Origin of the sequence: Rahnella perminowiae (assembly GCF_019049755.1) — a bacterium.
Classification (GTDB): Bacteria; Pseudomonadota; Gammaproteobacteria; order Enterobacterales; family Enterobacteriaceae; genus Rahnella; species Rahnella perminowiae.
This window is the reverse complement of sequence record NZ_JAFMOS010000630.1, coordinates 1-25,393: the sequence shown is the minus strand read 5'-3', so window position 1 is coordinate 25,393 and position 25,393 is coordinate 1. Positions and strand designations below refer to the sequence as shown.

Genomic DNA, 25,393 nt, shown 5'->3' with positions numbered 1-25,393 from the left:
CAGTCATGGCGGTATCACAACCTCTACCCGACCAGCCGTGCGGCGCAGAATATCTGCGTGCCGTACTGCGTGCGCCGGTTTATGAAGTCGCGCAGGTGACGCCTTTGCAGGTCATGGAAAAGATCTCTTCCCGGCTGGGTAACACCATTCTGGTGAAGAGGGAGGATCGCCAGGCCGTTCACAGTTTTAAACTGCGCGGCGCCTATTCGATGATCGCCAGCCTGACGGAAGAACAGGCTGCGCGTGGTGTCATCACCGCGTCTGCGGGAAATCACGCGCAGGGCGTTGCGTTATCGGCGACCAAAAAAGGCATCAAATCGCTGATTGTGATGCCGGTTGCCACAGCAGATATCAAAGTGGATGCCGTGCGTAACTTCGGCGGCGAAGTTTTGCTGCATGGCGCCAATTTCGATGAGGCGAAAGCCAAAGCGATCACGCTGTCGCAGGAACAGGGCATGACGTTTGTGCCGCCATTTGACCATCCGGCGGTGATAGCCGGGCAGGGCACGCTGGCAATGGAGTTGCTGCAACAGGATGCGCATCTCGACCGCGTATTCGTGCCCGTCGGCGGTGGTGGTCTGGCCGCCGGCGTCGCCGTGCTGATCAAACAATTGATGCCACAGATTCAGGTCATCGGTGTCGAAGCTGAAGATTCTGCCTGCCTGCGCGCGGCAATGGATGCCGGTGAACCGGTTGATCTGGCGCGCGTGGGTTTGTTTGCGGAAGGCGTGGCAGTGAAACGTATCGGCAACGAAACATTCCGTTTGTGTCGCGAATATCTTGATGACGTCATCACCGTCGACAGTGATTCAATTTGCGCTGCCGTGAAAGATTTGTTCGAAGACGTCCGCGCCATTGCTGAGCCTTCCGGTGCGCTGGCGCTGGCGGGGCTGAAAAAATATGTGCAGCAGCACAATATTCAGGGTGAGCGACTGGCGCATGTGCTTTCCGGCGCGAACGTCAATTTCCACGGTCTGCGTTATGTGTCGGAACGCTGTGAACTGGGTGAGCAACGTGAAGCGCTGCTGGCAGTGACTATTCCTGAGCGTAAAGGCAGTTTCCTGAAGTTTTGTCAGTTGCTGGGTGGCCGTTCGGTAACGGAGTTCAACTACCGTTACGCCGATGCGGATAATGCCTGCATTTTTGTCGGTGTGCGTCTGACACGCGGCCATGCGGAACGTCAGGAAATCATCGCGGAACTCAATCATGACGGCTATCAGGTCGTGGATTTGTCCGATGATGAAATGGCAAAACTTCATGTCCGTTACATGGTGGGCGGCCGTCCGACCAAGCCTCTGCGCGAGCGGCTTTACAGCTTTGAATTCCCTGAATCACCGGGCGCGTTGCTGAAATTCCTGCACACGCTGGGTACGCACTGGAATATATCGTTGTTCCATTACCGTAGCCACGGCACCGATTTTGGCCGTGTGCTGGCGGCCTTTGAGCTGAACGAACAAGAACCGGAATTTGAAAAGAACCTGTCGGCACTGGGTTATGACTGTCATAACGAAAGTGATAATCCGGCGTTCCGCTTCTTCCTGGCGGGCTAAACTCAACGGGGCACCTGAAAAGTGCCCCTTTTTTATGGTGTAAACGTTCAGAGCAACTGCCAGAACGCGTCGATCAGGGGTTCGTTCAGGCGTTTTTTTTGCACGCAGACGCCCAGTTCCAGCGGCGCGCCGAGCGTGACGTTATCCAGAATGGAAATACGGTTGCGCACCGGTTCCGGGCTGTTATCGACCACGACGGACGGAATGAGTGCGATACCGCAACCGAGCGCGACCATCGAGACAATGGCTTCATGGCCGGATACCGTGGCATAAATCAGCGGATTGCTCAGGCGGTTGCGTTTAAACCAGACGTCGATGCGTTTTCGCGCCGGGCCATGCTCCGGCAGGATGAACGGAATTTGTGACCAGTCCGGATGCGGTTCGCTGACCTGTGTGCGTACGGCGCAAGGCAGGGAGGGAGAAATCAGGATCATCGGGATTTCGCCGATCTGTGTGAAATCGACGCTGCCCGGCAAACTTTCCGGACGACCGGCGATCCCCAGATCCGCTTCGGTGGACTGAACTTTTTCAACCGCATCGGCGGCATCACCGGTGGTGAGTTTGATTTCTACCAGCGGATGCTGCGCACGGAAACGGTCAAGGATCGGCGGCAGATGACTGTAGGCGGCGGTTACCGAGCAAAAAAGTCGCAATTCGCCGCTCAGTGTCGGGCCATGCTGATCCAGCCCGCTGCGCAGTTGCTGATAATGCAGCAGCGTTTGCTGAGCAAAGTTTTTGAGTTGTTCACCTGCACTGGTCAGTTGCACGGTGCGGTTATCACGCTGAAATAACGGCTGGCCGAGTTCTTCTTCCAGCCGCTGGATCTGGCGTGACAATGTGGACGGGCTGACATGCATCGCCTTTGACGAACGGCCAAAATGGCGGCTTTCCGCCAGATGTAAAAACAGTTTCAGATCACGTAAGTCCATATCGAATACCCGGCTTTTTAGTTTCACAGGAATCAAACGAAGTATATTGCAGAATCTGCAACATCATCTTCGTAATATATCAATTTAAGCAATGTGTCGCATGACATATAGTGAATTCACGGCGTTCACCGGCTCACCGGTGAAACAAAAAATAACAGCACTTACCTCGATAGAACGGAGCAAGACATGGCTAACTATTTCAACACACTGAACCTGCGTCAGCAGCTGGCACAACTGGGCAAATGCCGCTTCATGGGTCGCGATGAATTCGCGGACGAAGCCAGCTACCTCAAAGGTAAAAAAGTGGTGATTGTAGGCTGTGGTGCACAGGGCCTGAACCAGGGGCTGAACATGCGTGATTCCGGTCTGGATGTGTCCTACACCCTGCGTGCAGAAGCCATTGCTGAGAAGCGAGCTTCATGGCGTAAAGCGACCGAAAACGGCTTTAAAGTCGGCACCTACGAAGAACTGATCCCACAGGCGGATCTGGTTATCAACCTGACGCCGGACAAACAGCACAGCGCTGTAGTGAAAGCGGTTCAGCCTCTGATGAAAGATGGCGCAACACTGGGCTATTCCCACGGTTTCAACATCGTGGAAGTGGGCGAGCAAATCCGTAAAGACATCACCGTGGTGATGGTTGCCCCGAAATGCCCGGGCACTGAAGTGCGTGAAGAATACAAACGTGGTTTCGGTGTACCGACGCTGATCGCGGTTCACCCGGAAAACGACCCGAAAGGCGAAGGCATGGCCATTGCTAAAGCCTGGGCAGCGGCGACCGGCGGCCATCGTGCGGGCGTTCTGCAATCTTCCTTCGTGGCTGAAGTAAAATCTGACCTGATGGGCGAGCAGACTATCCTGTGTGGCATGCTGCAGGCAGGTTCTCTGTTGTGCTTCGACAAACTGGTTGCTGACGGTGTTGATGAAGCCTATGCCGAAAAACTGTTGCAGTTCGGCTGGGAAACCATTACCGAAGCGCTGAAACAAGGCGGTATTACGCTGATGATGGACCGACTGTCCAACCCGGCGAAACTGCGTGCTTATGCACTGTCCGAACAACTGAAAGAGATTATGGCCCCCCTGTTCCAGAAACACATGGATGACATTATCTCCGGCGAATTCTCCAGCGGCATGATGGCTGACTGGGCGAACGACGACAAAAACCTGCTGACCTGGCGTGAAGAAACGGGCGCAACCGCGTTCGAAAACGCACCGCAGTTCGACGGTAAAATTTCCGAGCAGGAATACTTCGACCACGGCGTTGTGATGATTGCGATGGTGAAAGCGGGCGTTGAGCTGGCCTTCGAAACCATGGTGGCGTCCGGCATCATCGAAGAATCTGCTTACTACGAATCACTGCACGAACTGCCGCTGATCGCCAACACCGTTGCACGTAAGCGTCTGTACGAAATGAATGTGGTTATCTCGGATACGGCTGAATACGGTAACTACCTGTTCGCTAACGCTGCCGTGCCATTGCTGAAAGAGTTCATGACCACGCTGCAGGCAGGCGATCTGGGCAAATCAGTGGCTGAAACGCAGGTTGATAACGCGCAACTGCGCGACGTTAACGAAGCGATCCGCAACCATCCCATTGAGTCAATCGGCCGCACTTTGCGTGGCTATATGACTGATATGAAGCGTATCGCGGTAGCAAGCTGATCCCCCTTCATACTTCAAGCGACAGATGTGCTGGCTGCGTTCGGTCACCCGAATCACTTACCTGAGTAAGGTCATCGGGATTAATGAGCCTCGTCCCTGAGGCTCACCCTGCGGGCCAGCGCGAGCGCTGTTCAAATCGGTTCCCGACCGATTTGTCATTCGCTTGCCGCCTTCCTGTAACTCGAATTATTCGGGTCTCTAAGAAATAATAAAAAGGGCACTGCATGAAAATGCGGTGCCCTTTCTTTGGGTGCTGACAAAGACAGAACTTAGTTGCGGTACAAAATCTTAATGATGTGGTAACCGAACTGAGTGTGTAGCGGGCCCTGAGGCTCGATCAGGGGTGCGGAGAAAACCACCTTATCGAAAGCAGGCACCATGGCGCCTTGCTTGAATTCACCTAAATGGCCGCCTTTCTTGCCTGACGGGCAAGTAGAATGCTTCTTAGCCAGTTTTTCAAAATCACCACCATTCTTCAGTTGTTCAAGAAGATCGAGTGCCTGTGCTTCTTCCTTTACCAGGATATGCATTGCTGCGGCAGTTTTTGCCATGATAAGACCTTTTTACGAGAGTGTTTCCAGAGGCGTAATGTAACATCTGAAACCCCGCCGGGGGAATCCGGCCTGCATTCCATACACAACAAATTGCGCCGTAAAGCCTGTCAATCTCAGGCGGTGTTTCTGCTACAATCGCCGTCCTTGTCTATCAGGTGAGCAAAGATACGCCATGCGATTAAACCCCAGTCAACAACATGCCGTGGAATTTGTCACCGGACCCTGCCTGGTTCTGGCGGGTGCCGGTTCCGGCAAAACCAGGGTGATTACCAATAAAATCGCACACCTGATCCGCGAATGTGGCTATCAGGCGCGCCACATCGCAGCGGTGACTTTCACCAATAAGGCCGCGCGCGAAATGAAAGAGCGCGTCGCACAAACCCTCGGGCGCAAAGAAGCACGTGGCTTGCTGATTGCGACGTTCCACACGCTCGGGCTGGAAATTATCAAACGCGAATATGCTGCTCTGGGCATGAAGTCTAATTTTTCTTTATTTGATGATCAGGACCAGCTGGCCCTGCTTAAAGAGCTGAGCGAAAAATGGCTGGAGAACGACAAGACATTATTGCAGCAGCTGGTATCGACGATCTCAAACTGGAAAAACGATCTGGTTGATCCTGCCCATGCTGCCGGTCTGGCGCGATCAGAACGCGATCAAATCTTCGCGCACTGCTACGGCCTTTATCATGACCATATGCGAGCCTGTAATATTCTTGATTTCGATGACCTGATCCTGCTGCCAACGCTATTGCTACAAAGTAATGAAGAGGTGCGAGAGCGATGGCAGAACAAGCTGCGTTATCTGCTGGTCGATGAATATCAGGACACCAACACCAGTCAGTATATGATGGTGAAACTTTTGGTCGGCAACCGCGCACGTTTCACCGTGGTGGGTGATGATGACCAGTCAATTTACTCCTGGCGCGGGGCGCGGCCGCAAAACCTGGTGTTGCTGAAAGAAGATTTTCCGCAGTTACAGGTTATCAAGCTTGAGCAAAATTACCGATCCACGCAGCGTATTTTGAAAGCCGCCAACATTCTGATCGCCAATAACCCGCATGTGTTCGAGAAGCGTTTATTCTCAGAGCTGGCTTATGGCGAATCACTGAAAGTAGTGACGGCAAATAATGAAGATCATGAATCCGAGCGGGTGGTCGGCGAGCTGATTGCCCATCACTTCATCAATAAAACTGCTTATGGTGATTACGCGATTTTGTACCGTGGCAACCATCAGTCGCGTTTGTTCGAAAAAATGCTGATGCAGAACCGTATCCCGTACCGGATTTCTGGCGGCACTTCCTTCTTCTCGCGGCCAGAGATTAAAGACCTGCTGGCTTATCTGCGTGTGCTCACCAATCCGGACGATGACAGTGCATTCCTGCGTATCGTTAACACGCCACGTCGTGAAATCGGGGCCGCCACTTTGCAAAAACTGGGGGAATGGGCCAATCAGCGCAATAAAGGGCTGTTTAAAGCCAGTTTTGATCTGGGGCTGAGTCAGCATCTGACGGGGCGCGGGCTGGAATCCCTGCAACGTTTCACACACTGGATGGGCAATATTTCTGCGCTGGCAGAACGTGAACCGGTTGCGGCGGTGCGGGATTTGATCCACGGTGTTGATTACGAAAGCTGGTTGTTTGAAACTTCTCCGAGCCCGAAAGCCGCTGAAATGCGCATGAAAAACGTCAATCAGCTGTTCAGCTGGATGACGGAAATGCTGGAAGGCACCGATCTGGATGAGCCAATGACGCTCACGCAGGTGGTCACCCGCTTTACGCTGCGTGACATGATGGAACGTGGCGAGAACGACGAAGAGCTGGACCAGGTTCAGCTGATGACATTGCATGCCTCTAAAGGGCTGGAGTTCCCTTATGTGTATCTGGTCGGTATGGAAGAAGGTTTGCTGCCGCATCAGAGCAGCATCGACGAAGATAACGTGGACGAAGAGCGGCGTCTGGCTTACGTGGGGATTACCCGGGCACAAAAAGAGCTGACGTTTACACTCTGTCGTGAGCGGCGTCAGTACGGCGAGCTGATCCGCCCGGAACCGAGCCGCTTCCTGCTGGAATTACCGCAGGATGACCTGGCCTGGGAAAGCGAACGTAAAGTAGTGAGCGCGCAGGAACGCATGGTGAAAGGGCAAAGCCACCTGGAGAAAATCCGCGAGCAACTGGCGAAAGCAAAAGGCGGCAATTAGCCATTAAATCTTAGCCATTAAAAAAGCAGAGGCTGATGAATCAGCTCTCTGCTTTACGCTATAACTTTTTACAGCTGCCGGTCACTGTTCTTCGACAAACAGTGGCCAGTGGACATAACTTTGCCAGTGGCTTTCCTGCTCTAATTCTTCAGCGCGCAGCGGATGCTGTTCCAGCCAACCCTGTGGCACAATCACACTCAGCTCATCATCATTGGCGCGTAAACGCACTGCAGGCAATGTGTCGTCGCGTCGACGGCTGGCAAATATGATCGCCAGACGCAGAATACGACAAAGACGTTGTGCCTGACGCGGTGGCACGGCGTTTTGTTCATTGAGCAACGGTAAATCAAGCGTGTTGTTTTGGTTTTGCAGTAACGTCGCCAGCAGCTTTTTTTGCGCCGGTGTGAAACCCGGCAGATCCAGATGACGGATCAGATAGGCTGCGTGATGGGGGGCTTTCTTGAAATCCACACTCAGGCCAATTTCGTGGATCAGGCAGGCACTGTTAAGCAGTTCACGGGCACGGGCATCCAGCTTCCATTCCTGAGCTACCTGCAGCGAAAAGTTCTCAGCCAGTTGTGCCACCCGCTCGGCCTGCTCGTTGTCCAGCAGGTAACGGCGTTGCAGATTCCGCAACGTACGCTGGCGGATATCCTGCTCGATCGGCAAATGCAGCATGCCGTAAACCAGGCCCTCACGCAGTGCGCCACCCGCCAGAGTCATCATTTCGATGTTCAGGGTCTTGAAAATGGCTATCAGGATAGACAATCCGCTCGGGAAAACCAGCGCACGTTCAAGGGTCAGACCTTCAATCTCCAGCTCTTCCAGCTTGCCGCACTGAATGGCACGCTGTTTGAGCTGCTGCAGTTTAGGCAGCGTGATGTGTTCATCCATGCCCTGAGCGACCATGATTTCCTGTAAGGCCTGCACGGTACCAGAAGCGCCGACACAGATCTGCCAGCCATTCGCAATCAGCTCGGGAGCAACAGGAAGGATCATGTCTGTTGCCGCCTGTTCAGCCTGATCAAAGTTTTCTTTGGCCAGATTTCGATCCGCAAAATAGCGCTCCAGCCAGGTGACACAGCCCATCGAAAGGCTATAAAGCGTGGTGGCCTGAGCTCCGATGCCGGTCACCAGTTCTGTGCTGCCACCGCCAATATCGACGACCAGACGTTTATCCGGCCCGCCCGTGGTATGGGCAACGCCGTGATAAATCAGACGGGCTTCTTCTTCACCGGTAATGACCTGAATAGGACAACCGAGAATTAACTGAGCTTTACCCAGGAATTCATCGGCATTACTGGCAAGACGCAGCGTTGCGGTGGCAACGACACGAATTTGGTCGCGCGGGATATCCTGCAATCTTTCAGAAAATAACTTCAGGCATTGCCAGCCACGCTGCATCGCTTCCTGAGAAAGCAGGTTTTGTTTATCCAGACCGGCGGCCAGACGCACTTTGCGTTTAATTCTGGCGAGGGTCTGGATACTGCCTGCCACCTCACGAACAACCAGCATGTGAAAGCTGTTAGAACCCAGATCAATCGCTGCATACAGTGAGGTGGAACTTAGCATAGGTTATCAGCCCGGACGTTTACGGTTGCTACGTGGTGCACTGCTGCGACGTGAAGACGAATTACTGTTACGACGCGGGCCGTTACCGGTGCGCGAGCGGGCAAGACGTTTTGCAGGAGGCAAATCAGTTAACAGCGCATCGCTGTTGTATTTACTGACCGGAATGCTGTGGCCGGTATAGGTTTCAATTGCCGGCAGATTCAGGGCATATTCTTCACATGCCAGGCTGATGGAATGACCACTCAGACCTGCACGACCGGTACGGCCAATGCGGTGCACATAGTCTTCACAGTCGTCAGGCAGGTCATAGTTAAAGACGTGCGTTACGGCAGGAATGTGCAAACCACGGGCAGCAACGTCGGTCGCAACCAGAATATCCAGCGTGCCTTTTGTGAAGTCTTCCAGAACACGAAGGCGTTTTTTCTGCGGAACGTCACCGGTCAGCAAACCGACACGGTGTCCGTCGGCCGCCAGATGGCCCCAGACATCTTCACAACGGTGTTTAGTGTTGGCAAAAATAATGCAGCGATCCGGCCATTCTTCTTCAATCAGCGTCTGCAACAGGCGCATTTTTTCTTCGTTTGAAGGATAGAACAGCTCTTCTTTAATACGATGGCCGGTTTTTTGTTCCGGTTCGATTTCAATCGACTCGGCATTATTCATGTTTTCGAACGCCAGTTCTTTCACACGATAGGAAAGTGTTGCTGAGAACAGCATGTTCAGGCGTTGATTAGCAGGAGGCATCCGGCGGAACAACCAGCGGATATCTTTGATGAAGCCCAGATCGAACATACGGTCTGCTTCATCCAGTACCACCACCTGGATCGCGCCCAGGTCGATGTGGTTCTGTTTAGTGTAATCGATTAAACGGCCGGTGGTTCCGATCAGGATGTCCACGCCGCTTTCCAGCACTTTTAGCTGTTTATCGTACCCGTCGCCGCCATATGCCAGGCCTAATTTCAGCCCGGTAGATTCAGATAATGCTTCGGCGTCGGAGTGGATCTGCACCGCGAGTTCACGCGTAGGTGCCATGATCAAGGCACGCGGCTGGTTAGTCTGACGACCTTCCGCAGCAGGGTGAGAAAGTAGATAATGGAAAGTAGACGCTAAAAAAGCCAGCGTCTTGCCGGTACCGGTTTGCGCCTGACCTGCAACATCACGCCCAGCGAGCGTGATTGGCAATGCCAATGCCTGAATAGGAGTACAGTAATGGAAGCCTTTCTTTTCAAGGGCTTCTACTGCCAGCGGGTGCAGGGCGAAGTCGGAAAACTTCTGTTCGGTCAAGTGTGTTTTGCTCATAGTGTGGTAGAATATCAGCTAACTATTGCTTTACGAAAGCGTATCCGGTGAAATAAAGTCAACCTGATGTTGGTTAATGCTACATCAACAAGGTAAAGATAATCCTTTGGAGTAAACATGAGCGATAAAATTATTCACCTGACCGATGACAGTTTCGACAACGACGTATTGAAAGCCGAAGGGCTGGTGCTGGTCGATTTTTGGGCAGAGTGGTGCGGACCATGTAAGATGATCGCTCCGATTCTGGATGAAATTGCCACTGAGTTCGAAGGCAAGCTGACCATCGCGAAACTGAACATCGATGAAAACCCAGGTACTGCCCCTAAATATGGCATCCGTGGTATTCCTACCCTGCTGTTATTTAAAGGCGGCGAAGTCGCAGCAACTAAAGTTGGCGCACTGTCGAAAGGTCAGTTGAAAGAGTTCTTAACAGCTAATCTGTAATCGGTCGGGATGACCTAAGCCAGGTGTTTAGCGGGTTACCGTGTTTTTCACATTGTCCGCTAGACGCCTGTCAAGAAGCATGCTAAGTTTACGCTTACTGCAAATAGAGCTTACCTGTAGTTTGATTCTTACGTTTTACTCTGTTGTGTCAAAAACATCTGCCTATAAAGTTTCTTTGAATAATAATTAAATTGAACTGGCACTGTACTTGACCATCTAACGGTTTTGACAAAATCGGCTTTAAGACACCTTCAATATCAGCATTACCCCTCAAGAATCGCCCGCGCGCGACTGCCTGCGGCTGGATTACCGGGCTGTTATTTAGGTGTCATACAATAAACAGGCATGGATGACCCTGCCATACCCATTCACGACAGATGTTCGAGACATACCCCGAGTTTAAGAACCCACCATTATGAATCTTACCGAATTAAAGAATACGCCGGTCTCTGACCTCATTGCACTCGGCGAAAATATGGGACTGGAAAACCAGGCCCGCATGCGTAAGCAAGACATTATCTTTTCAATATTGAAGCAGCATGCGAAAAGCGGAGAAGACATCTTCGGTGATGGCGTACTGGAGATATTGCAGGATGGATTTGGTTTCCTCCGCTCCGGAGACAGTTCCTACCTCGCAGGCCCCGACGACATCTACGTATCTCCAAGCCAAATTCGCCGCTTCAACCTTCGTACCGGCGACACCATTTCCGGTAAAATCCGTCCACCAAAAGAAGGTGAACGTTATTTTGCCCTGTTGAAAGTTAACGAAGTTAACTACGACAAACCAGAAAACGCCCGTAGCAAAATCCTGTTTGAAAACTTAACCCCTCTGCATGCTAATTCACGTCTGCGTATGGAACGGGGTAACGGTTCAACAGAAGATTTGACCGCTCGCGTACTGGATTTAGCTGCGCCAATTGGTCGCGGTCAACGTGGTCTGATTGTTGCTCCGCCGAAAGCCGGTAAAACCATGCTGCTGCAAAACATCGCCACCAGCATTGCTTACAACCATCCTGACTGCGTGCTGATGGTACTGCTGATTGACGAACGTCCGGAAGAAGTGACCGAGATGCAGCGTCTGGTGAAAGGTGAAGTTATCGCCTCTACCTTTGATGAGCCCGCTTCCCGCCACGTTCAGGTGGCTGAAATGGTCATCGAAAAGGCCAAGCGTCTGGTTGAGCATAAGAAAGACGTAATCATTTTGCTGGACTCCATTACCCGTCTGGCACGTGCTTACAACACCGTGGTGCCTGCTTCAGGCAAGGTGCTGACCGGTGGTGTGGATGCCAATGCCTTGCACCGTCCAAAACGCTTCTTCGGTGCTGCGCGTAACGTGGAAGAGGGTGGTAGCCTGACTATCATCGCTACTGCGCTGGTTGATACCGGCTCTAAAATGGATGAAGTTATCTATGAAGAGTTTAAAGGTACCGGCAACATGGAATTACATCTGGCGCGTAAAATCGCTGAAAAACGTGTCTTCCCTGCGATCGACTACAACCGCTCTGGTACCCGTAAAGAAGAGCTGTTGACCACTTCTGAAGAACTGCAAAAAATGTGGATCCTGCGTAAAATCATTCATCCGATGGGTGAGATTGATGCGATGGAATTCCTCATCAACAAGCTTGCAATGACCAAGACCAATGATGACTTCTTCGACATGATGAAACGTTCTTAATTTGGTGTAAAGTCCGCTCAACGCCACGCACAGTCGTGGCGTTTTTTGTTTTTGGTGGCTACCATAATGCTACTTTGGGAAGATTGTCAGACTATTCGGATAATAGCTGATGGTTTATCACGTGCCCTTTCTTTACTTTGTCGGTTGATTGCCCGAGAAATGGCAGCAGATAAGGTCTTGCCCGAGACAAAACCATAACTGTCACCATAGGATATGATTTAAGGCTGTGAGGTTTATGATGCTGTCAACTCCACACCTTATTTTTGCAGAAGAGACTTCTTAACTGTGAATTTACTCAATATGAGTACTGAGCTAGCGATTGTTTTCGTATTTTCATTCCTCTTTTTATTCGTTGCCCGGAAGGTAGCGAATAAAATCGGACTTGTTGATAAACCGAATTTTCGTAAACGTCACCAGGGACTGATACCACTCGTTGGTGGGATCTCTGTCTATGCGGGTGTTTGTTTTGCCTTTCTGATCACCAATTATACTATTCCACATGGCAACCTTTACATTGCCTGCGCCGGGCTGCTGGTATTAGTGGGTGCACTGGATGACCGTTTCGATATCAGTGTAAAAACACGTGCAATGGTTCAGGCCGTGGTCGCTGTTGCGATGATGAGTTTTGCTAACCTCACGCTTCGCAGCCTCGGACATCTGATTGGTCCCTGGGAAATGGTATTAGGCCCGTTTGGCTATCTTGTCACTTTGTTCGCCGTGTGGGCTGCCATTAACGCCTTCAACATGGTCGATGGTATTGATGGCTTACTGGGCGGCTTGTCTTGTGTCAGCTTTGGCTCACTGGGCCTCATCATGTACGAGAGCGGACACATGGAGTTAGCGTACTGGTGCTTCGCGATGATTGCCGCAATCATCCCGTATATTTTACTCAATTTGGGTGTTTTGGGGCCTCGTTACAAAGTCTTTATGGGCGACGCGGGCAGCACGCTGATAGGGTTTACGGTCATCTGGGTCCTCCTGCAAAGTACGCAAGGCGAATCTCATCCTATGAATCCGGTCACTGCACTTTGGCTTATCGCTATTCCCCTGATGGACATGGTCGCCATCATGTATCGCCGGCTTCGTAAAGGGATGAGCCCGTTCTCAGCAGATCGTCAGCACATTCATCATTTGATCATGCGCGCAGGTTTTACTTCACGTCAGGCTTTCGTCTTAATAACTGTGGCTGCCGCTATTCTGGCGGGCATTGGTGTGGTGGGCGAACATCTGACTTTTGTTCCCGAATGGATAATGCTGGCTTTATTCTTCGTTGCCTTCCTGTTGTACGGCATCTGCATCAAACACGCCTGGCGTGTGGCGCGGTTTATAAAACGGGTTAAAAGACGTTTGCGCCGTTCTTCTAATCAATAATCACTTTTTAAGCAAGGGCTTACTGGCTGTGGATAAACCAGAAATGATGAGAAACCAGAACGAACACGCCATCGAGAATGAACTTGATATCCGCGGGCTGTGCTGCACTTTATGGAAAGGAAAATTCTGGATTGCAGGTCTGGCGATACTCTTTGCCTTAGTCGCCCTGGGGTCGTCTTACCTCATGAAACAGGAATGGAGTTCGACGGCAATCACGGATCGGCCTACGGTCAACAATCTTTCGTCCTATTTCTCTCAGGCACAGTTTCTGCGTAATTTAGATATGCGTAATGTGCCGCAGTCAGACGCCAACCGCCCACCCATTTCTGATGAAGCCTACAACGAGTTTGTCATGCAACTTGCGGCTTATGACACCCGTCGGGATTTCTGGCTGCATAACCCTTATTACCAGCAACGTCAGGAAAATGATGCGCGTGCTGATGCGGTTCTGCTGGATGAAATGATCAATGACATCCAGTTTACTGCCCGTGATGCACCGAAAGTGCCGAACGATATGGTGAAACTCACGGCGGAAAATGCCGCTGATGCGAACAAACTTTTACGTCAGTATGTCGATTTCGCCAGCCAGCGTGCGGCACAACATCTCTATGATGAGCTGGAAGGCGCGTGGGCGGCACGAACGCAGTCAATGAAAGCGCAGGTCAAGCGTCAGGAAGAGGTTGCCCAGACTGTTTTCAAGCGCACCACGCATAATACTGAGCAGGCATTGAAGATTGCTCAGCAGCAAAACATTAATAAAAGTGTGACCGATACGCCCGCAGAAGAATTGCCGGATTCCGATATGTTCCTGCTGGGTGTGCCTATGCTCAAGGCTCGTCTGGAATTACTGCAAGCCTCCGGTCCGGGGTATGATCTGGATTACGATCAGAACCGTGCGATGCTGTCGACGCTGAACGTCGGGCCAACGCTTACGGCAAAATTCCAGACTTATCGCTATCTGAGAACGCCTGAAGAACCTGTAAAACGTGACAGCCCTCGTCGGGCATTATTGATGATTATGTGGGGCATTGTCGGTGGTTTAATCGGGGCTGGCGTTGCCCTGACCCGCCGTAAAAATAAGAGAAACACATTGTGAAAGTGTTGACGATTTTCGGCACGCGTCCGGAGGCCATCAAAATGGCTCCTCTGGTGCTTGCTTTGTCGCAGGATGCGGCCTTTGAATCAAAAGTGTGTGTGACGGCTCAACACCGTGAAATGCTCGATCAGGTATTGCGCCTCTTTGACATCACCCCTGATTATGATCTCAACATTATGAAGCCAGGGCAGGGACTGACAGAAATTACCAGTCGGATCCTGACCGGCCTTAAGCCGGTTCTGGATGAGTTCAAGCCTGACATAGTGCTGGTGCACGGTGATACCACCACGACTTTATCCGCCAGCCTTGCCGCGTTTTATCACCAGATCCCCGTCGGGCATGTTGAAGCAGGTCTGCGTACCGGGGATTTGTCGTCCCCGTGGCCGGAAGAGGGCAATCGCCTGCTAACAGGTCATCTGGCGAAATGGCACTTTGCACCCACCGAGAATGCCAGTGTCAATTTGCAGCGGGAAAACATCGGCGCAGAGAGCATTTTTGTCACCGGGAATACGGTGATTGATGCCCTGCTCTGGGTACGTGACCGCTTTAACAGCGATGTCTCGCTGGCACAACAGTTGGCGAATAACTACCCGTTTTTGGATGCCAACAAAAAGCTGATTTTAGTGACGGGCCACCGTCGTGAAAGCTTTGGCAAAGGCTTTGAACGGATTTGCTCGGCCCTGGCGGAAATTGCATGCCAGCACCCTGAAGTACAAATTGTGTATCCGGTGCATCTCAATCCGAACGTCAGCGAGCCGGTGAATCGCATTCTGCAAAGCATCGACAATATCGTACTGATCGACCCTCAGGATTACCTGCCATTCGTTTATCTGATGGATAAAGCTTATCTGATCCTGACCGACTCCGGCGGGGTGCAGGAAGAAGCGCCTTCACTGGGCAAGCCTGTGCTGGTGATGCGTGAAACCACAGAACGTCCGGAAGCGGTTGATGCCGGAACAGTCCGGCTGGTGGGCACCGATCCCGCTAAAATAGTCGAGGAAGTGAACCGTCTGCTAAACGATGAAAACGAATACAACAGCATGAGCCGGGCACACAATCCTTACGGCGACGGGCATGCCTGCCGCCATATTCTTGACGCATTGAAAAATCATTGGGTACCACAATGAGTTTTAACATTATCTCTGTCATCGGACTCGGTTACATCGGTCTGCCAACCGCTGCCGCTTTCGCCTCACGCCAAAAAAAAGTGGTGGGCGTCGATATTAATCAGCATGCCGTGGATACGATTAACCGTGGTGCGATCCATATTGTTGAACCCGATCTTGATCTTCTGGTCAGGCAGGCCGTTGATGCGGGATTGTTGCGGGCAGTGACTAAACCGGAACCTGCAGATGCTTTCCTGATTGCAGTTCCGACGCCGTTTAAGGGTGATCATTTACCGGATATGAAATTCGTTGAATCTGCCGCACGTTCTCTGGCGCCGGTTCTGAAAAAAGGCGATCTGATCATTCTGGAATCTACGTCACCGGTGGGGGCGACAGAGCAAATGGCCGCCTGGCTGGCGGAAGCCCGTCCTGATCTGAGCTTTCCTCAGCAAGCCGGTGAGCAATCCGATATCAACATTGCTTACTGCCCGGAACGCGTGCTGCCAGGACAGGTGATGGTTGAGCTGATCAAAAATGACCGTGTCATTGGCGGCATGACGTCAGTTTGTTCACAGCGTGCCAGCGATTTATATAACATTTTCCTTGAAGGCGAATGTGTTACCACCCATTCCCGTACCGCCGAAATGTGCAAGTTGACGGAAAACAGTTTCCGCGACGTAAATATTGCCTTTGCCAACGAACTGTCGCTGATTTGCGATGCGCAGGGCATTAACGTCTGGGAACTGATCAGTCTGGCGAACCGCCATCCACGGGTGAATATCCTGCAGCCGGGTCCGGGCGTTGGCGGACATTGTATTGCAGTCGACCCGTGGTTCATTGTTGCGCAAAACCCGGCGCTGGCCAGAATCATCCGCACAGCGCGCGAAGTGAATGACAGCAAACCGCACTGGGTCGTGGATCGTGTGAAAGCGGCACTGGCAGATTGCCTGACTACCACGGGCAAACGTGCTGCCGACGTCAAGATTGCCTGCTTTGGCCTGGCGTTTAAACCCAATATTGATGATCTCCGCGAAAGCCCGGCAGTGGAAGTGACACACCTGATTGCCGACTGGCACGCCGGAAAAACGTGGGCGGTTGAGCCTAATGTGCATCAGCTACCGGCTTCTCTCGCGGATAAAGTGACGTTAGAAAGCCTGGATCGCGCACTGGCTGAAGCCGATCTGTTGGTGATGTTAGTTGATCACCAACCGTTCAAAGCGATCCCTGGCAGTCAGATCCGGCAGTCATGGATTGTGGATACTAAAGGCGTATGGCGATAAATAATCCTTTGCACGGCAATATCGAACCGCTCGGATGGGAGAGTCATTTCTTCCAGCTTAACAGTGCGCGTCTGACACCGGATGCCTCTGCGGGTGAAATCACGCCGCAGAAGCTTGAACAATATGCACTGGTGCAGGCCAAAGTAGAGGCAGATCAAACGCACACGCTGGACGCCCTGTCTGCGTTGGGTTTCCGGCTGGCAGAAGGTGAAACGGACTTTTGCGTGACGGTCACGCCGCAGGATATGGCGTTGCCAGCAGGGCGTCTGGCTTTGCCGCAAGATATCGCTGATGTGGCAATTATTGCCAGCCAGACGTTTCGTTTCAGCCGTTTTCGCGCACCCTGGTATCAGCCTGATGACAGCGCCCGTTTCTACGCAATGTGGGCAGAAAAGGCGATACTGGGCACGTTTGATCACCTTTGCCTGTGGGCAGACGATGCACAGGGTAACGGGCTGGGCTTTGTCACGTTGCGACGTCTGTCAGAAGATGAAGTAAGAATTGGCCTGCTGGCTGTCAGACCTGAATTCCAGGGGCAGGGAGCAGGTAAAAAGTTAATGGCGGCTGCGAAAAATTGGTGTGCCGGACAGGGTGTATCGCGACTGTATGTCGCCACGCAAACCGGTAATATCGCGGCCTTAAATCTTTATCTCGCCAGCGGTGGCAAAGTCATGCGCTCGGCGTACTGGTTGTACAGGTGAAACGATGATCCCTTTTAATGCGCCACCGATTGTGGGTACTGAAATTGATTACATGCGCGAGGCCATGGACAGCGGCAAACTGTGCGGTGACGGCGGGTTTACCCTGCGCTGCCAGAAATGGTTTGAACAGCGTTTTAACTGTCCGAAGGTTTTGCTGACGCCGTCCTGTACGGCATCGCTGGAAATGGCCGCGTTGCTGCTGGATATTCAGCCCGGTGACGAAGTGATTATGCCAAGCTTTACGTTTGTTTCGACCGCCAATGCATTCGTTTTACGCGGCGCGAAAATCGTGTTTGTGGATATCCGCCCGGATACCATGAATATTGATGAAACCCTGATTGAAGCTGCGATCACTGAAAAAACGAAAGTGATTGTCCCGGTGCATTACGCGGGTGTGGCCTGTGAAATGGATACCATCATGGCGATCGCCGAAAAACATCATCTGTTTGTGGTGGAAGATGCCGCACAGGGCGTGATGTCAGCTTACAAAGGCAAAGCACTGGGCACCCTTGGTCATATCGGCTGTTTCAGTTTCCACGAAACCAAGAATTACACGGCGGGCGGTGAAGGTGGTGCAACGCTGATTAACGATCCGGCCCTGATTGATCGTGCCGAGATTATCCGTGAAAAAGGCACTAACCGCAGCCAGTTCTTCCGCGGTCAGGTGGATAAATATACCTGGCGGGACATTGGTTCCAGCTATCTGATGTCCGATTTGCAGGCCGCGTATCTGTGGGGGAATCTGGATTCAGCTGAAAAGATCAACCAGCGCCGTCTGGCAATCTGGAATCAGTATTACGAAGCATTGCAGGATCTGGCCGACGCAGGCCGCGTTCAGTTGCCTTCAGTTCCACAAGACTGTGTGCAAAATGCTCATATGTTCTATGTGCGTCTGAGTGATATCGACGACCGTGATGCATTTATTCGTCACATGAAAGCGGCAGATATTCTCACCGTATTCCATTATATCCCGCTGCATGCCTGTCCGGCGGGCGAAGATTTTGGTCGTTTCGCTGGCGTCGATCGTTTCACGACAAAAGAGAGTGAGCGTCTGGTGCGCCTGCCCCTGTTCTACAACATGACCGATGATACGCAGCGTGCGGTGATTACGGCCATGCTGCAATATTTCGCCTGATATGTCGCTGGCAAAAGCATCAGTCTGGACCGCAGGTTCTACGCTGATTAAAATTGGTGCCGGGTTGCTGGTGGTGAAATTGCTGGCCGTGACGTTCGGCCCTGACGGCGTAGGGCAGGCAGGGAATTTCCGCCAGCTCGTGACCGTACTTGGTGTGCTGTCCGGTGCCGGTATTTTCAATGGTATTACTAAATACGTTGCCGAACATCATCAGGATCCTGAGCGGCTTAAAGCTGTACTCGGTACGTCCTCTTCGCTGATTTTGGGTTTCTCGACGCTGCTGGCCGCCATCTTTTTGCTGGCTGCCGGCCCTGTCAGTGTCGGGTTGTTCGGACACGACCGCTATCAGGCCGTTGTGCGGGCCGTGGCATTTATCCAGATGGGCATTGCTTATGCCAACTATTTTCAGGCCATCCTGAAAGGTTATCGTGATGCGACGGGTAACGCGCTGGCTGTAATGGGTGGCAGTCTGATTGGCTTGCTGGCCTATCTCTTGTGTTTCAAACTGGGCGGTTATGAAGGCGCGCTGGCCGGGCTGGCACTGGTGCCAGCGCTGGTCGTTGTGCCTGCGGGCGGCATGTTGTGGCGGCGAAAATCCTTTCCGCTGGCCTACTTAAAGCCCGGCTGGGACCGCTTTATCGCCAGCCATTTGGGAAAGTTTACCCTGATGGCACTGATCACATCTGTCACGTTGCCGGTGGCGTATGTGATGATGCGAAACCTGCTGGCGGAGCATTACAGCTGGAAAGATGTGGGGATCTGGCAGGGCGTCAGCAGTATTTCTGATGCCTATTTGCAGTTTATCACCGCCTCTTTCAGCGTTTATTTATTGCCGACGCTATCGCGCATGACGGATAAACGCGATATTACGCGTGAAATCGTTAAGTCATTAAAATTTGTTCTGCCCGCCGTAGCGGCCGTCAGTTTTACTGTCTGGCTGTTGCGTGACTTTGCTATCTGGTTACTGTTTTCAAAACAATTTATCGCGATGCGCGATTTGTTCGCCTGGCAGTTAGTGGGTGACGTACTGAAAGTCGGCTCTTATGTTTTTGGCTATCTGGTGATTGCGAGAGCCTCTCTGCGTTTTTACGTGCTGACTGAAATCAGCCAGTTTGCGTTACTGACGGGCTTTTCACATTGGTTGATCCCGATACGGGGTTCTCTTGGCGCCGCGCAAGCGTATATGGCGACGTATGTCGTCTATTTCGCCCTGTGCTGTACCGTATTTGTTATTTATCGTAGACGAGCATGACAACGCTGATTCACGTTTTGGGATCTGACATTCCCCACCATAATGTCACCGTGCTGCGCTTTTTTAATGATGTTCTGGCCGAATGCGCGCCTGAAAAGCTGATTTATCATTTTATGGTGGCGGCAGCAGATGCATCAGCATTTGCTGAATTCGCACGTCTGGATATTCGGGTTTATCCGGACAAAAAATCGCTGGCCGACGCGGTGATTTCCCGGGCACAGGATCGTACACATCACTTTTTCTTCCATGGCCAGTTCAACCCGACGCTTTGGCTGGCGCTGCTGACCGGCAAAATTAAATCTCAGCAGGCCAGCTGGCACATCTGGGGCGCAGATCTTTATGAATCGACAGGTGGTCTGAAATTCCGCCTGTTTTATTTTTTAAGGCGTCTGGCTCAGGGACGTATCGGCCATGTTTTCGCTACCCGCGGCGATCTGATTCATTTCCATCAGAGACATCCGCGCGTGCCGTCCTCATTATTGTATTTCCCGACGCGTATGGATCCGGCGCTGACGCTTTCAGCCGGGCAGCCTGAACCTGCAGAGCCGATGACCGTGCTGGTCGGCAATTCCGGCGATCGCAGTAACCGACATACTGAAGCGCTGCGTTCGTTGCATCAACAGTTTGGTGCCGGTATCCGGGTGATTATTCCTATGGGCTATCCGGCCAATAATGACGCCTATATCGAGCAGGTTCGCCGCGAGGCGCTCAAACTTTTTGCGCCCGGGAATGTTGAGCTGATGACCGGTTCGATGCCTTTTGCACAATATCTCGACGTGCTGCGTGGTTGCTCGCTGGGGTATTTTATTTTTGACCGCCAGCAGGGTATCGGGACGCAATGTTTGCTGATTCAGTTCGGCGTGCCGTTTGTGGTGAGCCGTCAGAATCCGTTCTGGCAGGATCTGGCAGAACAAAATCTGCCGGTATTGTTTTACGGTGACGCACTTGATACCCGAACTGTGGCCGAAGCGCGGCGCCAGTTGCTGACTGCGGACCGGAAGAATATCGCATTCTTCAGCCCGAATTACATCGCCGGCTGGCAACAGGCGTTACTGCTGGCGGCAGGAGAAACATCATGACAATGGCACAGCTTGGCGGCCTGTCTGTCGTTTATGCGTTCTCGCTGTTGTTCATTTTGACGCTGACCTACAAAGAATTTCGCCGTGTGCGTTTTAACTTCAACGTCCTGTTTTCGCTGTTGTATCTACTGACGTTCTATTTCGGTTTTCCGCTGACCTGTCTGCTGGTTTTCCAGTTTGATGTCAACGTCGTACCGGTTGAAAACCTGTTACAGGCGATGCTGGCCGCAACCTGTTTTTACGGTATTTATTATGTCAGTTATAAAACGCGGTTGAGGGCAAAACGTGATGGCCCGTCCCGTACACTGTTTACGATGAACCGTGTCGAAACCCATCTGACCTGGTTTTTACTGGCACTTATCGCCGTGGTAACCGTGTCCATCTTCTTTACGCATAACGGATTTTTGCTGTTTAAGCTCAAATCGTACAGCCAGATTTTTTCCAGTGATGTGTCCGGGGTTGCGCTTAAACGCTTCTTTTACTTCTTCCTGCCAGCGATGCTGGTGGTGTTCTTCCTCAAACCCAATCCGCAGCGCTGGCTGTTTTTCCTGGTCAGTACCGTCGCATTTGGTTTACTCACGTATATTATTGTTGGCGGGACACGCGCGAATATCATTATCGCGTTCGCGCTGTTTTTGTTTATCGGCATCGTACGCGGCTGGATTAGTTTGTGGATGCTGGCGGTGGCGGGCGTACTGGGCATTGTCGGTATGTTCTGGCTGGCGCTGAAACGTTACGGGCTGAATGTCAGCGGCCCTGAGGCGTTTTATACCTTCCTGTACCTGACGCGTGATACGTTCTCGCCATGGGAAAATCTGGGACTGTTGCTGCAAAATTACGACAAAATTAGTTTTCAGGGACTGGCACCGATTATTCGTGATTTCTACGTCTTTATCCCCAGCTGGCTATGGCATGACCGTCCGGGTGTGGTGCTCAACACCGCCAACTATTTCACCTGGGATGTGCTCGGTAACCATTCCGGTCTGGCCATTTCGCCAACGCTGATTGGCTCGCTGGTTGTGATGGGCGGCGTGTGGTTTATCCCGCTGGGTGCGGTGGCGGTTGGGATGATCATTAAATGGTTCGACTGGCTTTATGAAAAAGGCAAAGCGGAGACCAACATTTATAAAGCGGCCATTCTGCAAAGTTTTTGCTTTGGTGCCGTGTTCAATATGATCGTACTTGCCCGCGAAGGCGTGGATTCCTTTTTCTCACGGGTGGTGTTTTTCTGTGTCGTATTCGCAACTTGTCTGGTTGTCGCAAAATTATTGTACTGGATGTTTGACGCCGCCGGGCTGATACGAGCCAGGATGCCGGTCAGAAAAAACCTCATGGAGCCTTTGGTAGTAAGGAAGATGGATGAATTTGGAGAATAACGTCCCGCAATATGATATTCGCGGGATCCGCCTTTGGGGCTTTCGCAATATGGCGCATTTTCTTGATTATCTTTTTGCCGGTCATCAGGTGAAAAAAGGTTCGCTGGTGGCGATAAATGCAGAGAAAGTGCTGACGGTCGAAAGCAACCCTGAAATGCGTACGCTGATCGACCATGCGGAGTTTAAATACCCCGACGGGATCAGCATTGTGCGCGCTATACGGCGTAAATATCCGCAGTCACGCGTCTCGCGTATTGCAGGGGCTGACCTTTGGGAAGGATTGATGGAGCGTGCAGGGCGTGAAGGAACACCGGTCTTTCTGATCGGCGGTAAACCGGAAGTCCTGATGCAGACGGAAGAAAAATTGCGATTGCTGTGGAACGTCAATATTGTCGGCAGCCAGAATGGGTATTTTGTGCCTGAACAGCGCGAAGCATTGTTTGAAAAGGTAAAAAGCAGCGGAGCATCTATCGTGACCGTGGCGATGGGGTCACCAAAGCAGGAAATCCTGATGCGTGACTGCCGTCGTGTGCATCCAGATGCGCTTTACATGGGCATCGGTGGGACCTATGACGTCTTTACCGGGCATGTTAAACGTGCCCCTAAAATCTGGCAAAATCTGGGGCTGGAATGGCTCTACCGGCTGATTTTACAGCCCAGCCGTTTGCGTCGTCAGCTCAAACTGCTCAAATTTATCCGTTACTACTATACCGGTCGTCTGTAATATTTGCGCCGTGGCTGATCTTCAGCGCGGCGTTTTACCTCTCATTTCACTCTACCCTTTACTGTCGTTTGCACCCTGACATGTCTACCTGTGCGGATCTTTCTCAATTGTGGTTTGCAACTCATCCTGAAATGCGGAACCATAACGCCGTTTTTCCGCCCTGTACGGGCATCATCACCCATAAAAATAACATTCCGGTCATTCCGGAAGGCAAACACAATTACAGAGAAACTGAGGAATTATGGCGAATCAAGAAGAAAAGGGTGGGCTACACCGGGGGCTTGAAGCGAGGCACATAGAGCTGATAGCGCTGGGCGGCACTATCGGCGTAGGATTATTTATGGGCGCAGCCAGTACCCTGAAATGGGCCGGGCCTTCAGTGTTGCTGGCCTATATTCTGGCGGGCGTGTTCGTCTTCTTTATCATGCGCTCAATGGGTGAAATGCTGCATCTGGAGCCCGTTGCCGGTTCGTTCGCCGTCTATGCCCATAAATATCTTGGACCATACTATGGCTACCTGACCGCCTGGAGTTACTGGTTTATGTGGATAGCGGTGGGGATTTCTGAAATCACCGCGATTGGTGTATACGCCCAATACTGGTTCCCGGATTTACCACAGTGGATCCCCGCGCTGATCGCGGTGGCAATTGTGGCCTCTGCTAACCTTGCTGCGGTGAAACTGTATGGTGAAATGGAGTTCTGGTTTGCGCTGATCAAAATTACCACCATCATTGTGATGATCGTGGTCGGGCTGGCGGTGATTTTCTTCGGATTCGGCAATCATGGCGAAGCTATAGGTTTTGGCAACCTGACGGCACACGGCGGCTTCTTTGCGGGTGGCTGGAAAGGTTTCCTGTTTGCGCTGTGTATTGTTGTGGCGTCCTATCAGGGCGTGGAACTGGTGGGTATTACTGCCGGTGAAGCGAAGAATCCGCAGGTTACGCTTAAACGTGCCATCAATAACATTTTGTGGCGTATCCTGATTTTCTACGTCGGCGCAATTTTCGTCATCATCACCATTTTCCCGTGGAACGAAATGGGCACCCACGGCAGCCCGTTCGTTCTGACATTTGCGAAGATTGGTATTGCTTCGGCTGCAGGCATTATTAACTTTGTCGTGCTGACGGCAGCATTGTCAGGCTGTAACAGCGGTATGTACAGCTGCGGACGTATGCTTTATGCGCTGTCTGAGAATCGCCAGTTGCCTGCGTTTCTGAGCAATGTCTCGAAAAGTGGTGTGCCGGTTTATGGTATTGCGATCACTATTTTGTGTCTGCTGGTCGGTTCGTGCCTGAACTACATCATTCCGAATCCTGAGAAAGTATTCGTGTATGTCTACAGTGCCAGCGTACTGCCGGGTATGGTGCCATGGTTTGTGGTATTGATCAGCCAGTTACGTTTCCGTGACGCGCACAAAGAGAAACTGAAAAACCATCCGTTTAAGTCGGTTCTCTTCCCTTATACCAACTACCTGACGCTGATATTCCTGGCATGTGTGCTGGTCGGTATGGCAATTAACCCGGATACGCGGGTTTCTTTACTGGTAGGGGGTATTTTTATTGCGGCAGTCTCGCTGATATACTTCGGCCTCGGCATGCATAAGCGTGCCGCGCTGACGGCAGAAAAAGTAAAATAACGTCGTAAGTCACGGGTGGGGAAGGCAAGATGCTTACTTTTACTGCGTATTGGATAAAGCGTAATCAAACGCAATATTTCTGATAAAAAGCACTAGACAGCCAGGCGTTAAAACCGTAGTATCCCCACCCGCAACGGCGCTAAGCGCCCGTAGCTCAGCTGGATAGAGCGCTGCCCTCCGGAGGCAGAGGTCTCAGGTTCGAATCCTGTCGGGCGCACCATTTAGTATGCGCTAGAGTTGCGGTGGAATGTTGAAGTCAGGCAGTTCACGTTAGTTAGAGATATGGTGGCTATAGCTCAGTTGGTAGAGCCCTGGATTGTGATTCCAGTTGTCGTGGGTTCGAGTCCCATTAGCCACCCCACTCTAAAAATGGTTTTGTGATTGTGACATGCGATGGTGGCGGAATTGGTAGACGCGCTAGCTTCAGGTGTTAGTGTCCTTCGGATGTGAGGGTTCGAGTCCCTCCCTTCGCACCACACACAAAATACATTTAAATGATGCAGTTAGCATCAGAAAGTAGTAAGATGCACGACATCGGCGAGTAGCGCAGCTTGGTAGCGCAACTGGTTTGGGACCAGTGGGTCGGAGGTTCGAATCCTCTCTCGCCGACCATATTTGAAGAACCTGCTTTTTTTAAAGCAGGTTTTTTTTCGTCCGTATAAAACCTTTTCCCCTCTCACTGCCTGTGTTGTTTATCCGCGACATACCCGCTTTCTTTTGTCTCAGACGGGAGACATTTATCCCCTTGAAAATAA

The 25,393-nt window shown here is 51.8% G+C and carries 20 protein-coding genes and 4 tRNA genes; 20 read left to right on the top strand and 4 right to left on the bottom strand.

Annotated elements, in window-relative coordinates:
* The first annotated feature begins 5 nt into the window (after nt 1-5).
* On the top strand, nt 6-1,550 hold the full coding sequence (gene ilvA / locus J1785_RS22950; protein WP_129955227.1) for a threonine ammonia-lyase, biosynthetic: 1,545 nt from the start codon (nt 6-8) through the stop codon (nt 1,548-1,550).
* Between the two features lie 47 nt (nt 1,551-1,597).
* Here ilvA and ilvY read toward each other — a convergent pair whose 3' ends face one another.
* Nucleotides 1,598-2,479, bottom strand: coding sequence for an HTH-type transcriptional activator IlvY (gene ilvY / locus J1785_RS22945; RefSeq protein ID WP_129955226.1), 882 nt, complete (start codon nt 2,477-2,479; stop codon nt 1,598-1,600).
* A gap of 186 nt (nt 2,480-2,665) precedes the next feature.
* Here ilvY and ilvC point away from each other — a divergent pair, with 186 nt between their 5' ends.
* A complete protein-coding gene (gene ilvC / locus J1785_RS22940) occupies nt 2,666-4,141 on the top strand; it encodes a ketol-acid reductoisomerase (RefSeq protein WP_217220844.1) in 1,476 nt (491 codons plus the stop codon).
* Nucleotides 4,142-4,410: 269 nt separating this feature from the next.
* Here the strand turns inward: ilvC and ppiC are convergent, their stop codons facing one another.
* The gene (gene ppiC, locus J1785_RS22935; protein WP_015690589.1) at nt 4,411-4,692 is read right to left on the bottom strand and encodes a peptidylprolyl isomerase PpiC; all 282 of its coding nucleotides are present in this window, start codon (nt 4,690-4,692) and stop codon (nt 4,411-4,413) included.
* A gap of 175 nt (nt 4,693-4,867) precedes the next feature.
* Between ppiC and rep the strand changes: the two genes are divergently transcribed.
* Nucleotides 4,868-6,892, top strand: coding sequence for a DNA helicase Rep (gene rep / locus J1785_RS22930; protein ID WP_217220843.1), 2,025 nt, complete (start codon nt 4,868-4,870; stop codon nt 6,890-6,892).
* An 81-nt stretch (nt 6,893-6,973) separates the two neighbouring features.
* On the opposite strand, the gene gppA is transcribed toward rep, so the two are convergent.
* On the bottom strand, nt 6,974-8,464 hold the full coding sequence (gppA, locus tag J1785_RS22925; protein ID WP_129955224.1) for a guanosine-5'-triphosphate,3'-diphosphate diphosphatase: 1,491 nt from the start codon (nt 8,462-8,464) through the stop codon (nt 6,974-6,976).
* A gap of 6 nt (nt 8,465-8,470) precedes the next feature.
* Nucleotides 8,471-9,763, bottom strand: coding sequence for an ATP-dependent RNA helicase RhlB (gene rhlB, locus J1785_RS22920; RefSeq protein ID WP_129955223.1), 1,293 nt, complete (start codon nt 9,761-9,763; stop codon nt 8,471-8,473).
* A gap of 117 nt (nt 9,764-9,880) precedes the next feature.
* Here rhlB and trxA point away from each other — a divergent pair, with 117 nt between their 5' ends.
* The 17 genes from trxA (at nt 9,881) to J1785_RS22835 (ending at nt 25,250) form a co-directional block, all read left to right on the top strand.
* Nucleotides 9,881-10,207 (top strand): thioredoxin TrxA, encoded by a 327-nt coding sequence (gene trxA, locus J1785_RS22915; RefSeq protein ID WP_013577537.1) that lies wholly within the window; start codon nt 9,881-9,883, stop codon nt 10,205-10,207.
* 415 nt (nt 10,208-10,622) lie between these two features.
* Nucleotides 10,623-11,882 (top strand): transcription termination factor Rho, encoded by a 1,260-nt coding sequence (gene rho, locus J1785_RS22910; RefSeq protein ID WP_217137708.1) that lies wholly within the window; start codon nt 10,623-10,625, stop codon nt 11,880-11,882.
* Between the two features lie 285 nt (nt 11,883-12,167).
* On the top strand, nt 12,168-13,253 hold the full coding sequence (gene wecA, locus J1785_RS22905) for a UDP-N-acetylglucosamine--undecaprenyl-phosphate N-acetylglucosaminephosphotransferase (RefSeq protein WP_217220841.1): 1,086 nt from the start codon (nt 12,168-12,170) through the stop codon (nt 13,251-13,253).
* 43 nt (nt 13,254-13,296) lie between these two features.
* Nucleotides 13,297-14,349 (top strand): ECA polysaccharide chain length modulation protein, encoded by a 1,053-nt coding sequence (gene wzzE, locus J1785_RS22900; RefSeq protein ID WP_129992137.1) that lies wholly within the window; start codon nt 13,297-13,299, stop codon nt 14,347-14,349.
* Nucleotides 14,346-15,476 carry a non-hydrolyzing UDP-N-acetylglucosamine 2-epimerase gene (wecB, locus tag J1785_RS22895; protein ID WP_129955220.1) on the top strand — a complete coding sequence of 377 codons (1,131 nt, stop codon included), beginning with the start codon at nt 14,346-14,348 and terminating at the stop codon, nt 15,474-15,476. The genes wzzE and wecB overlap by 4 nt, the downstream gene beginning before the upstream one ends.
* Nucleotides 15,473-16,735, top strand: coding sequence for a UDP-N-acetyl-D-mannosamine dehydrogenase (gene wecC / locus J1785_RS22890; protein WP_129955219.1), 1,263 nt, complete (start codon nt 15,473-15,475; stop codon nt 16,733-16,735). The genes wecB and wecC overlap by 4 nt, the downstream gene beginning before the upstream one ends.
* Nucleotides 16,726-17,436: a dTDP-4-amino-4,6-dideoxy-D-galactose acyltransferase gene (rffC, locus tag J1785_RS22885; protein WP_129955218.1), complete on the top strand. Its 711-nt coding sequence runs from the start codon at nt 16,726-16,728 to the stop codon at nt 17,434-17,436. Before wecC ends, rffC begins: the two co-directional genes overlap by 10 nt.
* A 4-nt stretch (nt 17,437-17,440) precedes the next feature.
* Nucleotides 17,441-18,571 carry a dTDP-4-amino-4,6-dideoxygalactose transaminase gene (rffA, locus tag J1785_RS22880; RefSeq protein WP_129955217.1) on the top strand — a complete coding sequence of 377 codons (1,131 nt, stop codon included), beginning with the start codon at nt 17,441-17,443 and terminating at the stop codon, nt 18,569-18,571.
* Between the two features lies 1 nt (nt 18,572).
* A complete protein-coding gene (wzxE, locus tag J1785_RS22875) occupies nt 18,573-19,823 on the top strand; it encodes a lipid III flippase WzxE (RefSeq protein WP_217220840.1) in 1,251 nt (416 codons plus the stop codon).
* Entirely contained in the window at nt 19,820-20,902 is a 1,083-nt protein-coding gene (locus J1785_RS22870) for a TDP-N-acetylfucosamine:lipid II N-acetylfucosaminyltransferase (protein WP_217220838.1), read from the top strand. Before wzxE ends, J1785_RS22870 begins: the two co-directional genes overlap by 4 nt.
* A complete protein-coding gene (gene wzyE, locus J1785_RS22865) occupies nt 20,899-22,278 on the top strand; it encodes an ECA oligosaccharide polymerase (protein WP_217220837.1) in 1,380 nt (459 codons plus the stop codon). Before J1785_RS22870 ends, wzyE begins: the two co-directional genes overlap by 4 nt.
* The gene (wecG, locus tag J1785_RS22860) at nt 22,262-23,002 is read left to right on the top strand and encodes a lipopolysaccharide N-acetylmannosaminouronosyltransferase (RefSeq protein WP_129992146.1); all 741 of its coding nucleotides are present in this window, start codon (nt 22,262-22,264) and stop codon (nt 23,000-23,002) included. Before wzyE ends, wecG begins: the two co-directional genes overlap by 17 nt.
* 241 nt (nt 23,003-23,243) lie before the next feature.
* Nucleotides 23,244-24,638 carry a bifunctional threonine/serine APC transporter ThrP gene (gene thrP, locus J1785_RS22855; RefSeq protein ID WP_129955212.1) on the top strand — a complete coding sequence of 465 codons (1,395 nt, stop codon included), beginning with the start codon at nt 23,244-23,246 and terminating at the stop codon, nt 24,636-24,638.
* A gap of 143 nt (nt 24,639-24,781) precedes the next feature.
* Nucleotides 24,782-24,858: transfer RNA gene (locus tag J1785_RS22850), tRNA-Arg, on the top strand.
* A gap of 65 nt (nt 24,859-24,923) precedes the next feature.
* A tRNA-His gene (locus tag J1785_RS22845) sits at nt 24,924-24,999 on the top strand.
* Nucleotides 25,000-25,028: 29 nt separating this feature from the next.
* Nucleotides 25,029-25,114: transfer RNA gene (locus J1785_RS22840), tRNA-Leu, on the top strand.
* 59 nt (nt 25,115-25,173) lie between these two features.
* Nucleotides 25,174-25,250: transfer RNA gene (locus J1785_RS22835), tRNA-Pro, on the top strand.
* The last annotated feature ends 143 nt before the right edge of the window (nt 25,251-25,393 follow it).